This is a genomic window from Pseudomonas sp. R9.37 (assembly GCF_963878885.1).
Classification (GTDB): domain Bacteria; phylum Pseudomonadota; class Gammaproteobacteria; order Pseudomonadales; family Pseudomonadaceae; genus Aquipseudomonas.
Genome location: NZ_CAWNZA010000046.1, coordinates 384,454 through 397,862, shown reverse-complemented (window position 1 = coordinate 397,862; position 13,409 = coordinate 384,454). Strand labels below are relative to the sequence as shown.

The following is a 13,409-nucleotide window of genomic DNA, read 5'->3' as shown; positions in this document are numbered from 1 at the left end:
CTAAACCATCCTTATTGTTTTTATAACTGCTCATTTCACCGGGCCGAACGCCTCGTCGACTTTCGCCAGGTCGGTGTCGCGCAAGTTGCCCGCGTAGTAGTGCAATTTGGTCCAGGCCATCAAATAGTCATAACGCGCCTGGGCCAGGTCGCGACGGGTGCTGTACAGCTGCTGCTCGGCGTTCAACGCATCCAGGTTGACCCGCTCGCCGCCAAGGATGCTCTGCTTGGTCGATACCACCAGCGCCTCGGCCGAGGTCAGGGCTTTTTGATACGCGCGCAATTTGCTCACCCCGGACAGGCACGCGCTGAACTGGCGGCGCAACTCGATCAGGGTTTCGCGCGTCTTGCCTTCCAGCTCGTACTCGGCCTGCTCCATGCCGCGGCTGGCTTGGCGGGTGGAGGCCGAAATGCCGCCACCGGCATACAACGGCACGCTGACTTCAATGCCGATGGTGTTGGTGTCGTAGCGCTGGTTGTAGGTGTTGCCGCTGTCGGATTCCTGTTTGCGCGAGCTGGCATACGCGGTGATCTTCGGCAGGTGCCCGGCGCGGTTGCGCTCCACTTCATAGCGCGCCACTTCGACGGCCTGGCGTTGGGAAGCGAGGGTCGGGTTATTGGTGATCGCCAGTTCATGCCAGGTGTCGTAGTTGGCCGGCGTCAGGGTGAAGGCGGCGAAGCTTTGGTTCAGTGGCGCCAAATCCTGGATGTTGACGCTCTGCACACCGATCAACGCGCCCAACTCCCTCAGCGACGCGTCCTGCTCATCCAGCGCCTGGATCTCTTCGGCAGTGGCCAGTTCATAACGCGATTCGGCTTCGAGGATGTCGGTGCGCGTGCCTTCGCCCTGCTGGAACAGGTGCTGGTTTTGCTGGAACTGCTGCTCGAAGGCCTTCTTTTTGGCGCGGGCGATGTCGATCTGGTCCTGGGCAAACAAGGCCTGGGTGTAATAGCTCAGCACCCGCACCAGCAGCGCCTGGCTCTTGTCGCGAAAGCTTTCATCGGCGAACAACGACTGGGCCACGCCCTTGCGGTAGTTGGCATAGGCTTCGTAGTCGAACAGCGGCTGTTGCAGGCTGAAGGTGGAGCCATAACTGTTGTAGTTGCGGTCGTCGCGGTAGTTGCCGCCGCGCCCGTCCGGCAGGTGCGCCTCAGAGTTGTTGCGGCCCTTGTTGTAGTTGTACGACAGCTTGGGCAGCAGCCCGGCGCGGCCGATGGTGCGGTTTTCCAGGCCGGCGTCGCGCTCCTTGATCGCGCCGAGAAACACCGGATCGTTGCGCAAGGCTTGCTCATACACATCAAACGGGCCCATGGCAGCCTGGGCAGAGCCACACATCAACAGCAGTGAAATGAACACAGGTTTCATGCTCATTCCTCGGTCAACGCGGAGCCGGCGCGATCCAGCAGCGGCTTGAACAGGTAATTGAGCAACGAGCGCTCGCCGGTGCGCACGAACATCTCGGCAGGCATGCCCGGCTTGATGACCAGGCCATGGAGTTTTTCCAGTGCGGCCTCGCTCACCGTGGTGCGCAGCACGTAGTACGGCTGGCCGGTTTTTTCATCAAGCATCTGGTCGGCAGAAATCAGGCTGACTTCGCCCGGCACGCGCGGGGTGCGGCTCTGGTTGAAGGCCGTGAACAGGATATCCACCGGCAAGTGCGTGCCAACCTTGTCCACCAGGTTCACCGGCAAACGCCCTTCGACTTCCAGGCGTGTGCCCTGGGGCACGATTTCCAACAGGGTTTCACCGGCACGCACCACGGCGCCTTCGGTGTGCACACTGAGGTTGACCGCAATGCCATCGGCCGGGGCGTTGATTTCACTGTGCTGAAGGTCGAAGCCGGCCGAGGTGAGCTGCTGCTCCAGGGTCAGGCTGCGCAGCTGCGCGTCGGCCAGTTGGCTGCGCACCTCCTTTTGATATTCCTCGCTGTGCTGCTGCAACTTGAGCCGTGATTCAAGAATGCCCTGCTCTACGCGACCGCTTTCGCCGGCGTTCTGCGCCAGGTCCTGTTGCACCTGGGACAGTTGGCGCTGGTAATCGAGCAAGCGATTGCGCGGAATATAGCCGTTGTCGGCCAAGGGTTGCAGGTTGGCCAGTTGGTCACGCAGGGATTGGGCCTGGGCGGACAAGTCGCTGCGGGCACGGCGCATGCCATTGAGTTGCGAGGTGGCACCGTCGATATTCGCGCGAATCCCGGCTTGCTCACGGGAAAACGCCTCGCGGCGGCTGCTGAACAGTTGGCGCTGGCCTTCCAGCACCAGGGCCAGGGCCGGATCGGGGTTGGCGCTCAGCTCGGCCGGAAAGGTGATGCTGGAGCGGTTATCGCGCTCGCTCTGCCAGCGCGCCACGCTGGCCCAGGCCATGCGGTACTGGGCTTGCAGGGATTGCACGTCGGCCTGGTTCTGGGTCTGGTCAAGGCGAAACAGCGGCTGGCCTTGTTTGACCACCTCGCCCTCCTTCACCAGAATCCGGCTGACCACGCCGGGGCTGAAGGTTTGCACGGCTTTGCGCTTGCCCGACACCACCACCGTGCCTTGCACCGGGATGCCTTGGTCCAGAGGCGCCAGGCTGGCCCAGAGAAAGAAGCCGCCGGCGCCGACGATGGTCAGCAGCCAACCCATTTTTACGAAAAAACCGGCATCACGTTGCTCAAATGTAAGGCTGCTCATGCGCCTGGATTCCTTCCGGCTTGGTACTGACGGCTGAGGCTCACGCCGGCCTTTTCTCGTGGTGCTTCCTGCTGCTGGCCCGACAAGGCGCGCAGCACTTCCTGGCTGGGGCCGAAGGCCTGCAAACGGCCTTCGTTCAGCACCAGCAATTTATCGGCCTGGGCCAGCGCCGAGGACCGGTGCGTCACCAGCACAACGCTGCTGCCCTGGGCTTTCATCTGCACGATGGCACTGGCCAGCGCGGCCTCGCCGACGGTGTCGAGGTTGGAGTTGGGTTCATCCAGCACGATCAAGCGCGGCCCGCCGTAGAGCGCGCGGGCCAGGGCCACGCGTTGTTTCTGGCCACCGGACAGGCCACCGCCGTTGTCGCCCAGCACCGTGTCGTAACCCTGTGGCAGGCGCAGGATCAGCTCATGCACACCGGCTTGTTGCGCGGCCTGCACCACGCGTTCCGGGTCGGCGTCGCGAAACCGCGCAATGTTGTCGGCGATGCTGCCGCTGAACAGTTCGATGTCCTGGGGCAAATAACCGATATGAGGGCCAAGGTCGTCACGGTCCCAGCGATGGATATCGGCGCCGTCCAGGCGCACCGTGCCGGCCAGGGTTGGCCACACACCCACCAGCACGCGGGCCAGGGTGGATTTGCCCGAACCCGACGCGCCGAGCACGCCCAGCACTTCGCCCGCACCGAGGTTGAAGCTGACCTGATGCAAGGTCGGCACGCGCCGCCCGGGCGGGCCCGCGCTGACTTGCTCGAAACTGACCTGGCCGTTGGGCGCCGGCAGCGCCATGTGTTCGACTTCCGGCGGGAATTCGCGCAGCAATTGGTCAAGCCGCTGGTAAGCCAACTTGGCCGAACTCCACTGCTTCCACACCGCAATCAGTTGGTCGATGGGGCTGAGCACGCGGCCCATGAGGATGGAACCGGCGATCATCATCCCGGCCGTCATCTCGCCTTTGATCACCAGAAAGGCGCCCAAGCCCAGCACCAGTGATTGCAGGCACAAACGAAAGGACTTGCTCAGTGAGGTGATCACCGAGCCGGTGTCGCTGGCCTTGTTCTGATAGCCGAGAAATTGCGAATGCACCGCGAACCAGCGCTTGCGCAACGCGCCGAGCATGCCCATGGCCTGGATCGTCTCGGCGTTGTGCAAATGGCTGGTGGCCAACTGGGTCGATTGCTGGGAAAACGCGCCCGCCTCGCCCAGCGGTTTTTTGGTCAGGTATTCATTCAGGCACGCCAGCGCGATCAGCAGTACCGCGCCCGCCGTTGCCAGCACGCCAAGCCACACGTTGAAGAGGAAAATCACGAACAGGTAGATGGGAAACCACGGTGCATCAAAGAACGCGAACAGCGCAGGCCCCGTGATGAATTGGCGGATCACGGTCAGGTCGCCAAGGGATTGCCCGGCGTGCCCCTCACCGCGTTGCAGGTTGCGTTCAAAGGCGGCTTTGTAGACGCGCAAGTTGAAGCGTCGCTCTAACTGACTGCCGATACGGATCACGATAAAACTGCGAATGACTTCCAGCGTGCCGATAAACGCAAAGAAGCCGACGACCATCAACGTCAACATCACCAGGGTGGTTTCATTCTGGGAGGACAACACACGGTCGTACACTTGCAGCATGTAAATCGACGGCACCAGCATCAACAGGTTAATCAATGCGGTAAAACAGCCGATGCTGATCAAAATACTCTTGTATTCACCCAACGCCCTGAATAAGGGCGCAACCGCATGGGACTTCGCCATATCTTCTGATCTTCCCTGAAGCGAATTACGCGCACTAGTTGCCCAGGCCCCACAGTAGGGCGGCCAACTATTAAAATCGGGTTATATGCTTATAACTTTTAATTAAGGTGTTCGTTGCAGGACAACTTCGGGGATTGAAGGCGTCTGCCCTTTATATTCGCCGTCTTTTTCACGGTTCAAATGAATAATGCCGGTGCCCTGGGCGTTCATCAGCCAGATGCCATCCGGGGTCGGCAACCAGGTCAGCGGTTTATCGCCCAGCCATTGCGCGGCGCACGCCACGTCACCGGCCAGCGCGTTCGGCTGGTCCAACAGGTCCAACGCGCACACTTGATCCTGCTGGTGCAACTGCCAGTGGCCGGCCAACTGGGCGGTAGTGGGTAAAACGAGACTGCTAGCCATTGCGTGGGCTCCTGCCGACACGAACAACACCTGTGAAGCACAGGCGATCAAATGAGAAAAACGCGGCATGTTCTGCTCCATCATAGAGCGCGGCGCCGGAGCGCCGCGCGCTTTACATCACGCTACGATGTCGCTGACCGCAGCCTGGCCAACGGTGGTGACGAGGAAATCCGCCACGCCGTGCCCGGAGAAGTCCACGGCCAAGGTGCCCAGGTTGGTACCCGAGGCATAGCTGAGTACAGCATCGCCGGCATGCCCGGTAAATGCATTGACGAAGCTCAAGCCTGCACCTTTGGTGATACCGGACAGGTCGATCTTGTCCGAACCCGAGGTGAAGTCGAAGATCTTGTCAGCAGCACCCGGCTTGGAATCGGAACTGGCACCGTACACGAAGGTATCGTTGCCGGCGCCGCCCCACAGTTGGTCCGCACCGCCACCGCCGTAGATGATGTCGTTGCCGGCACCGCCTTTGATGAGGTTGGCTGCGTTGTTACCAATGATCAGGTCGTTGCCCGAGCCGCCGAAGGCGTTCTCGACAGTGACGCCCTTGGCGATGGACACGTTGCCCACCAGGCCGCCAACGTCGGAGAACGAGGCCTCATTGAGGTTGATCTTCTGGTTTTGGGTAAAACCGGAGAAGTCCAGGGTGTCGTTGCCACCACCGTCCCATACCGAGAACACCAGCTTGTCGGCATTGGACGTAGCGCTGTAGAAATCACGCCCGGTGTTGGAGTTGAAACCGTAGGTGGTGTCGCCGGCGCGGGTGCTGTAGTTGGCACCGTAGAGCTTCTGGATTGCGGCGATGTCGTCGATCAGCGGGCCCGATGCGTAAGCTTCGACGCCGCCTTTGGTGAAGTTCTGGTTGGTGTTGCTTTCGCTCCAGTAACTCATGACGCTGTAGCCACGCGTGTCCTGTCCATAGTCCGCGTCTTTGTACGAAGGGTTGCCGGTCCCGGCGTTGTAGTCGCCAGGGTGAGCCAGGCCCAGGGTATGGCCGATTTCGTGGGTCAGGGTCTGCCGGCCGTAGTTGTTCACGTCCGGGGTCTTGTTCGGCGTGTAGCTGCTGTTGGTCAGGTACCACGAAGTGCCGTCGTAGCCTGCGCCGGTGCCGGGCAGGTAAGCGAAGGCAGCCGCGCCATCCTGGCCACCGCTGTAGTTGCCGAAGGTCATGTGCGTGTCACCGCCCGAGGCGCTTTCGGTAAAGCTCACGTTGGCGACATCCGACCAGGATTGCATGGCCAGTACGGCCTGTGCTTTCTGCTGGGCGTTGAACTGGCTGAACCCGGAGATACCATGTTTGTTCAGGGTGGCCGAGGAAGCCGAGGTGAGGAAGGTGTAGGTCAGATCGATCTTGCCGTTGTGATTCACATCCTTGTACGAGGCGCCATCGCGCAGCAGGTGGTCCGCTGCCTGGTCCACGGAAAAGGACGGTTTGCCATTCACCGTGAGGTTGCCGCCACGGTCATACAGATGGCTGAAGCTATCGATTTGCGAGTAAGCAGTGCTGGCTTGCGCGGCAGAAACAATAGCTTTGTCTTTTACTTTTGACATAAACGTACTTCCTTGTTTGCAAGTGCATCAGTCTTTGGTCGATAGGAACCCCGCGGGCGAGATCGTCCTATCACTCGCCTCTTTTGAAGGCGTATCGAAACTGACACAACTTGAAATCTTTCGTCTACAAATATTTCCGCAGCGAAAATGTGACGTGGATTCAACTTAAGGAAGTCGCGGGCAATGTTTATTGGGGGCCATTGCATTTGCCCAACGGGCGCGGACCCTGTGTTATTTAAATATTAAATAGAAGTAAAGCCGCTCAAGTTGAGCGGCGCACTTGGATAATGGATCCAATATATTGTCACGGTGTCATTGGCGACATTAAAGAGCCACTACTTACACTATTAATTATTAGTTGCCCCCTATTACCGGGACACACTCCAGCCGGACCTCGCCAATGCCTCGAGCAACGTTTCACCCGCCAACCCTGGCACCGTGCCCCCCTGCTCCGTGGTCATGTCCTCACCGGCCAGCAGGGCATTGATGATCGCCTCCTCCACAGCTTCTGCCGCGGCCGTGAACAGCGGTGAGATGTGATCGTTGTTGACCATCTGCAACGCGGTGCTCAGTGGCGAGCCTTTGCGCCCGTAATCGGCTGGCGGCAGATCGCGGTTGCCGGTGGCGAAGGCCAGGAACAGGTCGCCGCTGGAGTCCTCGGTGCCGCCGCCGGTGCGCGCAATGCCGATCGAGGCGCGTTGCGCCAGACGCCGACACTGATGTGGCAACAACGGTGCGTCGGTGGCGATGATCACCACGATGGAGCCCATGCCTGGCGTGCCACGCGTGGCGAAGGGGGATGCAATGCCCATCAAGTGACGACCAACCGGGTAACCCTCCACCCGCAGCTCCTGGCGCTTGCCATGGTTGGCCTGCACCAGCGCGCCGACGGTCCAGCCGCCCTGCTCGGCCGGCAATCGCCGCGAGGCGGTGCCGATGCCGCCCTTGAACTCATGGCAGATCATCCCGGTGCCACCGCCCACCGCGCCTTCCTGCACCGCGCCGCCTTGGGCGCTATCCAGCGCCTGGCGCACATGCTCAGGCTTGACGTGCTGGCCCCAGATGTCATTGAGCAGCCCGTCGTAGGTTTCCATCACCACCGGCATGCACCAATACACCGCCGGGTCCGCCAGGCGTTCACGCTCCAGGGCGATCAAGGTGTCACGCACCACGCCGATGCTGTGAGTGTTGGTGATGGCCACTGGCGTGGTCAGCAACCCCGCTTCGCTGATCCATTCAAGGCCGGTGGCATCGCCATTGCCGTTGAGTACGTGGTACCCGGCAAAACACGGTTGCTGGCGCGCCTCGCCGTCGCGCGGCTGGATCACGGTGACGCCGGTCCGCACTTGTTTGCCGTCGATACACGCCTTGAGCGTACTGTGACCGACCCGAACGCCCGGCACATCGGTGATGGCGTTCAATTCGCCGGGCGTGCCCAGCCCCAACGTGATGCCGATTTGACGTGCACGCATAGCCACTCCTTACCTGTAATTGCGCGAAATGAGGCTGACGGTAGCGCCTGCCGGCCTGTCAGCCAATGCCCCTATTGGCGTACTCCCCTTGACGGTACTCGCCAAAAGCCGAACCCTTGGCCGATCTTTTGAGGGCGGGAGCCTGTGACATGAGCCTGTTCAAAGAGGTCGGTCTGCACGCAGGCCTTGGCCGCACCGTCGCTCACATCGGCACCGAGCGGTTCTGGAAGCAACTGGTGCTGTTGCTGCAGCAATGCCTGCCCTTCGATAACGCCCTGGCGATTGTGTATCCACTGGCGGGGCCGCCCCAGGCCCTGGAGGAATACGACGCCCTGCCGAACAGCAAGCCGGCGTCGATGCTGGCCTACCTCAACGGCCTGTATGTGCTCGACCCGTTTTACCAGGCCTGTCGCGAGGGTTATGCCAGTGGCATGTACCGGCTGGAGGAAGTCGCGCCGGACCATTTTCGCCAGAGCGATTACTTCCTCAACTACTTCCACGACAACGTGCTGGAAGACGAGGTGCAGTTCATCCTGCAGGTGCCGGGCACAGGGACATTGTCGCTGTCGCTGGGCATGCAACGGCGCTTCAGCCTCGAGGAGACCGGGCTGATGACCCTGCTGGCGGCCTGGGTGTTGCCCCTGATGCAGCAACATTGGCAGCAAAGCGCCCAACGCGCGCCGACGATGCACAGCCAGGTCAGGGATGCGCTGAACCAATTCGGCATTGGCGTGCTCTCGGAGCGTGAGCTGGAAGTGGCCCGCCTGGTGCTGCGCGGCTTCTCGTCCAAGGCCATGGCCGAGCGACTGAAGATCTCGCCGGACACCGTGAAGGTGCACCGGAGACACCTGTACGCAAAGCTGGATATCTCGTCACAGCCGGAGCTGTTTTCGTTGTTTATCCAGTCTTTGGGCCATGATCTGGAAAACCCCTGACGGCATGCACGGTTGTGCCGAGCCGGCGCGTTCCAGCTGGCAGGCTTATTGTGGCGCGCAAGGCTACCGTGCCGAGCTGGGTTACTGTGGCGAGCGGGCTTGCCCCGCGTTGGGGCGCGAAGCGGCCCCAGTTGGGATGAGTGCGGTGTATCAGACAGTCTTCAGCGGCAGGTTTTGGGGCCGCTTCGCAGCCCAACGCGGGGCAAGCCCGCTCGCCACAGGAAGCCCGCTTCTCACAACAGGTCTTTGCCACAAGAGTGCCTTATCACAACAGGGCCTTGTCACAGCAAGCCTGCTCGCCACAGCGGTTAAGCCTATCGCCCGGTACGAATGGTGTTCCACACCCGCGTACGAACCCGGTCGATGTTCAGCGGCATCGCTTCGAGTGCAAACAGCTTGCCCATCATTTCCGGGCTCGGGTACACCTTGGTGTCGGCTTTGATCGCCGGGTCTACCAGGCTGTCGGCTGCGGCGTTGCCGTTGGCGTAGTGCACGTAGTTGGTGATGCTGGCCATCACTTCCGGGCGCAGCAGGTAGTTCATGAACGCATAGCCGGCCTTTTCGTCAGGCGCGTCGGCCGGCATGGCGACCATGTCGAACCAGATGGCGGCGCCTTCCTTGGGAATGTTGTAGCCGATGTTTACGCCGTTCTTGGCTTCCTTGGAACGGCTCTCGGCCTGCAGGATGTCGCCGGAAAAGCCGACGGCCACGCAGATGTCGCCATTGGCCAGGTCAGCGGTGTACTTCGAAGAGTGGAAATACGCCACGTACGGCCGCACTTTCATCAGCAGGTCTTGAGCCTTCTTGTAGTCCTCGGGCTTTTTGCTGTGGTGCGGCAGGCCCAGGTAGTTAAGCGCCGCCGGCAGCAGTTCCGGGCCGTTGTCGAGGATCGCCACGCCGCATTTTTGCAGCTTGGCCATATTCTCCGGCTTGAAGATCAGGTCCCAGGAATCCACCGGGGCGTTGTCGCCCAGCACGGCCTTGACCTTGTCGATGTTGTAGCCGATGCCCGTGCTGCCCCACAGGTACGGGAAGCCGTGCTGGTTGCCCGGGTCGTTGTTTTCCAGGGCCTTGAGCAATACCGGGTTGAGGTTTTTCCAGTTCGGCAACTGGCTCTTGTCGAGCTTTTTCAGGGCGCCGCCCTGGATTTGCCGGGCCATGAAGTGGTTGGACGGAAACACCACGTCATACCCGGATTTGCCGGTCATCAACTTGCCGTCGAGGGTTTCGTTGCTGTCGTACACGTCGTAAGTGAAACCGATGCCGGTTTCTTGCTGGAAGTTCTTGGTGGTGTCCGGCGCAATGTAGTCCGACCAGTTATAGATCTTCACCGTCTCGGCGGCCTGGCTGATAGCGGCCACCAACATCAAGGGCAACAGGGCAATGGCTTTCATGGTTCGATTTCCTGGCGGTTTTAGGGCTGTTTTTATGGCAGGCGATCAAGGATCAAAGCGTTACAGAATCAATACATAGGTCTTGCGCACGGTTTCCTGGATATCCCAGATTCCGGTGCTGTTGGCCGGCAACATCAGTGCATCACCGGCTTGTATGTGGACGATTTCACCGTTATCGGGCGTGAAGGTGCAGCGGCCCTGGATAAAGTGGCAAAACTCCTGGGATTTGATCTGCCGACGCCAGCGCCCCGGCGTGCACGCCCAGATGCCGGTTTCGACGCCGTCGCCGCGCTCAACACTTAAGGTCGAGGCCACGGCGACGGGTTCGCCCAAGGGCACGGCCACCGGTGACGAGTCCGGCAAGTGGGCATTCAGCGTGTCTTTGAATTGAGTGATGCTCATGGGTTTTCCCGTGTGATTGAAACGTCTTAGTGCATGAAACCTTCCATGAACCCGGCCACGCCGGTCGCCAACTTGCGGCGCCAGGGCGCGGTATTGGGGTTGGCCAATACCTGGTCCTCATGGACGAAACTGCGAATGATCGCGTTGTAGCCCAGCCAGCGGCACGGCTCGGGCTCCCAGGCCTTGAGCGCGTCCAGGCCTCGTTCGCGGATCACCCACGGCTGGGTGGTCAGCGGCGTGTCGAGGCCCAGGATCAAATCAGCCAGGGTGCGGCCACCCAGGTTGCTGGCGCCTACGCCCTCCCCGCCGTACCCACCGGACAGCGCGATGCCGGTCTTGTGGTCACACAGCATGTGCGGTCGAAAGTTACGCGACATGCCGAGGTTGCCGCCCCACGAATGGGTAATCCGAACCTTCTTCAACTGTGGGAAAAGTTCGCCGAACAGGTAGCGACGCAGTTCCACTTCGCTGTCGGTCAGGTCGAAGTTGTGGCGCAATTTACCGGCGAACTGGTAACCGCCACGCGCGCCGAACACCAGGCGGTTGTCGGCCGAACGCTGGCCGTAAGTGACCTGGCGGCTGCTTTCGCCGAATGCCTGGCCGTGGCTCAAGCCGATTTCATCCCAGGCGCTGGCGGGCAGTGGCTCGGTGGCGACAATCAGGCTTTGTACCGGCAGTTGATAGCGACCCAGCGGCGGCAGCGTGGTGGCATACCCCTCGACAGCCGGCACCACCCAGGCGGCCCGCACACCCGCCTTGGCGGTGCGCAGGCTGCCGGACTGCCAATGGGTGACCGGGCTGTTTTCGTAGAGGGTGACGCCCATGCTCTCCACGACGCGCGCCAGGCCACGCACCAGTTTGGCCGGGTTGATCGTCGCCACATGCGGCGCGTAGATGCCGCCATAGGGTTTGGCGATACGGACCTGTTCGGCCAATTGTTGCGGGCTCAGCCAGCGGTAATCGTCTGCCGTCAGGCCTTGGGCGTAGAGTTTTTCGAGGTAGCGGCGCAGGCTGCCTTCCTGCTCGGGGTAGCGCGCCGCGCAGTACAGCGCGCCGCCCTTGCGGTAGTCGCAGTCGATGCCCTCACGGGCAAGCACTCGCGCCACTTCATCGGGAATCCCGTGCAGCAGGTCAAAGGAGGCGCGGCGTTGCTGCGGGTCAAGCCCGGCGAGCAAGCGATCTTCTCCGAGCAAATTGCCCATCAGCCAGCCGCCGTTGCGGCCAGAGGCGCCAAAACCTGCGGTTTGCGCTTCGATAATTGCAATTTTCAGCTCAGGTGCCTGGCGTTTCAGGTAATAGGCCGTCCACAGGCCCGTGTACCCGGCACCGATGATGGCCACATTGACGTCCAAGTCATGCTCCAGCGCCGGCCGCGCCAGCAGCGGGTCGTCCAACTGGTCCATCCATAAACTGATATTGCGCCATGCCGGCATGCCAAGCTCCCCTACCTCGTTTCGATAGGCTGGATCCTAGAGCGCGGTGTTATGGGCTGTCTTGCGCGCGTGCACGCAGAGAAATTTGTTTGACGTAGGCCTTGGGCGACTGGCCGGTGTGCTGGCGAAAGGCACTGTAGAAGGCCGACAGCGAATTGAAACCGGCGGCGAATGCCAGGTCATCGACTTTGATCGGTGGCACGGCGTTGTCCAGCGCCGCCAGCAAGTGTTGAAGCCGTGCCTGGTTGACGTAGCGATAGAAGCTCTGCCCCAGCACCTGGTTCAACAGGTAGGAAATCTGATTGCGACTGTAGCCGCATTCCTTGGCAACCCGTTGCAGGTCCAGTTCCGGGTCCAGATAGGGTTGCTTGAGTTCGAAATACTGTTGCAGGTCATTGGCCATGTGCCCCAATTGCTGGGGCGACAAGCCCAGGCGGCTGACCGTGGGGCGCATGGCCTGGGTCGCCTGTTCGTGCACCAGTGACGCGTATTCGTTGACCCGCCAGATCAGCCCGTCGCGCACGGTGATGGCCTCGCTGGTGCGAAACGACACCAGGCCCTGGCCGCCCCGCAAGGTGATGCGGTACTGGATGAACGCGGTGTCGCCGTCGGCACGGATGCGGTCGGTGTGCTCAATGGCTTCATCGGCGCCACGCGGCATGCTCGCTTGCAGGTATTCACGCAGTTCGGCGTAGGCGATGACGCGGTTCTGGAAGAAGTCGTGGTACTGGATGTCCGGATGGTAATAGGACATCACGCCATCCAGATCACGATGGCGCCAGCACAGATGGTGACGCAGCACCAGATCGCCCGTGGCTTGGGTGTGTTGGCAATCATCGTCCGGGGCGGTCTGCGGCATGGGCGGCTCTGTTGCGGGTAAACCCTGGAGAGTGCCGAATTTCAGGGCAGCCTTCAATGGTCAATTGGCGCTTCTGAATACTGGCCTTTTGCCTAGTTTGTAGTAGGACATGACCCACATCAAGTTATTGAAAAAGAACTGCCCAACGGGCCTAAAAAAGTCACCTTGCGCTTGCGAACGGATGTTATTTTGAACGTCTTCGATGCCCTGGCCAGTGACGGTCACGGCCCCTGCCGCGAGCTAAAGGAAGCGCTCAATGAAGAAGGTGGGCAACATGAATAAAGTGACGTTTCCCAACGCTTGCCAGCTGATGCGCTGGCATTTTCACCCGATGGGCTTTGAGGGGAGCATGGACGCCCCCGGCAGCATGGTCGCCCGCCTGTTTGATCGCAGCAGCGGCGAAACGTTGATCGCGATTGCCGGCATTCCCTGTGCCACCGTGATGAATGCCGCCGATGTAGAGCGCATCATCGAAGCGGTCGAAGATGAGCTGGAGTGTTTTGTGCCGCCGCTGTCCTTGCGGGCCTGACCTCAGGTTATC

12 protein-coding genes are annotated in these 13,409 nt (G+C 61.0%); 2 read left to right on the top strand and 10 right to left on the bottom strand.

Going from position 1 to position 13,409, the window contains the following annotated elements:
- Nucleotides 1–30: 30 nt before the first annotated feature.
- From AACU78_RS23745 to AACU78_RS23720, 6 genes are all read right to left on the bottom strand, one after another.
- Nucleotides 31–1,365: a TolC family outer membrane protein gene (locus AACU78_RS23745; RefSeq protein ID WP_106578108.1), complete on the bottom strand. Its 1,335-nt coding sequence runs from the start codon at nt 1,363–1,365 to the stop codon at nt 31–33.
- A 2-nt stretch (nt 1,366–1,367) separates the two neighbouring features.
- The gene (locus AACU78_RS23740; RefSeq protein WP_106578107.1) at nt 1,368–2,669 is read right to left on the bottom strand and encodes an HlyD family type I secretion periplasmic adaptor subunit; all 1,302 of its coding nucleotides are present in this window, start codon (nt 2,667–2,669) and stop codon (nt 1,368–1,370) included.
- A complete protein-coding gene (locus AACU78_RS23735; RefSeq protein WP_106578106.1) occupies nt 2,666–4,420 on the bottom strand; it encodes a type I secretion system permease/ATPase in 1,755 nt (584 codons plus the stop codon). The genes AACU78_RS23740 and AACU78_RS23735 overlap by 4 nt, the downstream gene beginning before the upstream one ends.
- A gap of 102 nt (nt 4,421–4,522) precedes the next feature.
- Nucleotides 4,523–4,891, bottom strand: a complete 369-nt coding sequence (locus AACU78_RS23730; protein ID WP_106578105.1) for a protease inhibitor Inh/omp19 family protein — start codon at nt 4,889–4,891, stop codon at nt 4,523–4,525.
- 48 nt (nt 4,892–4,939) lie between these two features.
- The gene (locus AACU78_RS23725) at nt 4,940–6,373 is read right to left on the bottom strand and encodes a serralysin family metalloprotease (RefSeq protein WP_106578104.1); all 1,434 of its coding nucleotides are present in this window, start codon (nt 6,371–6,373) and stop codon (nt 4,940–4,942) included.
- Nucleotides 6,374–6,741: 368 nt separating this feature from the next.
- Nucleotides 6,742–7,845: a DmpA family aminopeptidase gene (locus tag AACU78_RS23720; protein ID WP_106578103.1), complete on the bottom strand. Its 1,104-nt coding sequence runs from the start codon at nt 7,843–7,845 to the stop codon at nt 6,742–6,744.
- A gap of 149 nt (nt 7,846–7,994) precedes the next feature.
- Here AACU78_RS23720 and AACU78_RS23715 point away from each other — a divergent pair, with 149 nt between their 5' ends.
- On the top strand, nt 7,995–8,780 hold the full coding sequence (locus tag AACU78_RS23715; protein WP_106578102.1) for a helix-turn-helix transcriptional regulator: 786 nt from the start codon (nt 7,995–7,997) through the stop codon (nt 8,778–8,780).
- 314 nt (nt 8,781–9,094) lie between these two features.
- Here the strand turns inward: AACU78_RS23715 and AACU78_RS23710 are convergent, their stop codons facing one another.
- Genes AACU78_RS23710 through AACU78_RS23695 form a run of 4 tightly spaced genes read right to left on the bottom strand, consistent with a single transcriptional unit; the run spans nt 9,095 to nt 12,868 of the window.
- Nucleotides 9,095–10,174: a polyamine ABC transporter substrate-binding protein gene (locus AACU78_RS23710; protein WP_106578101.1), complete on the bottom strand. Its 1,080-nt coding sequence runs from the start codon at nt 10,172–10,174 to the stop codon at nt 9,095–9,097.
- Between the two features lie 60 nt (nt 10,175–10,234).
- On the bottom strand, nt 10,235–10,576 hold the full coding sequence (locus AACU78_RS23705) for a cupin domain-containing protein (protein WP_106578100.1): 342 nt from the start codon (nt 10,574–10,576) through the stop codon (nt 10,235–10,237).
- A 26-nt stretch (nt 10,577–10,602) separates the two neighbouring features.
- Complete coding sequence (locus tag AACU78_RS23700; RefSeq protein ID WP_106578099.1) at nt 10,603–12,009, bottom strand: NAD(P)/FAD-dependent oxidoreductase; 1,407 nt, start codon at nt 12,007–12,009, stop codon at nt 10,603–10,605.
- 49 nt (nt 12,010–12,058) lie between these two features.
- Nucleotides 12,059–12,868: a helix-turn-helix transcriptional regulator gene (locus tag AACU78_RS23695; RefSeq protein WP_106578098.1), complete on the bottom strand. Its 810-nt coding sequence runs from the start codon at nt 12,866–12,868 to the stop codon at nt 12,059–12,061.
- Nucleotides 12,869–13,124: 256 nt separating this feature from the next.
- Here AACU78_RS23695 and AACU78_RS23690 point away from each other — a divergent pair, with 256 nt between their 5' ends.
- Nucleotides 13,125–13,397, top strand: coding sequence for a DUF1652 domain-containing protein (locus tag AACU78_RS23690; protein ID WP_106578097.1), 273 nt, complete (start codon nt 13,125–13,127; stop codon nt 13,395–13,397).
- The last annotated feature ends 12 nt before the right edge of the window (nt 13,398–13,409 follow it).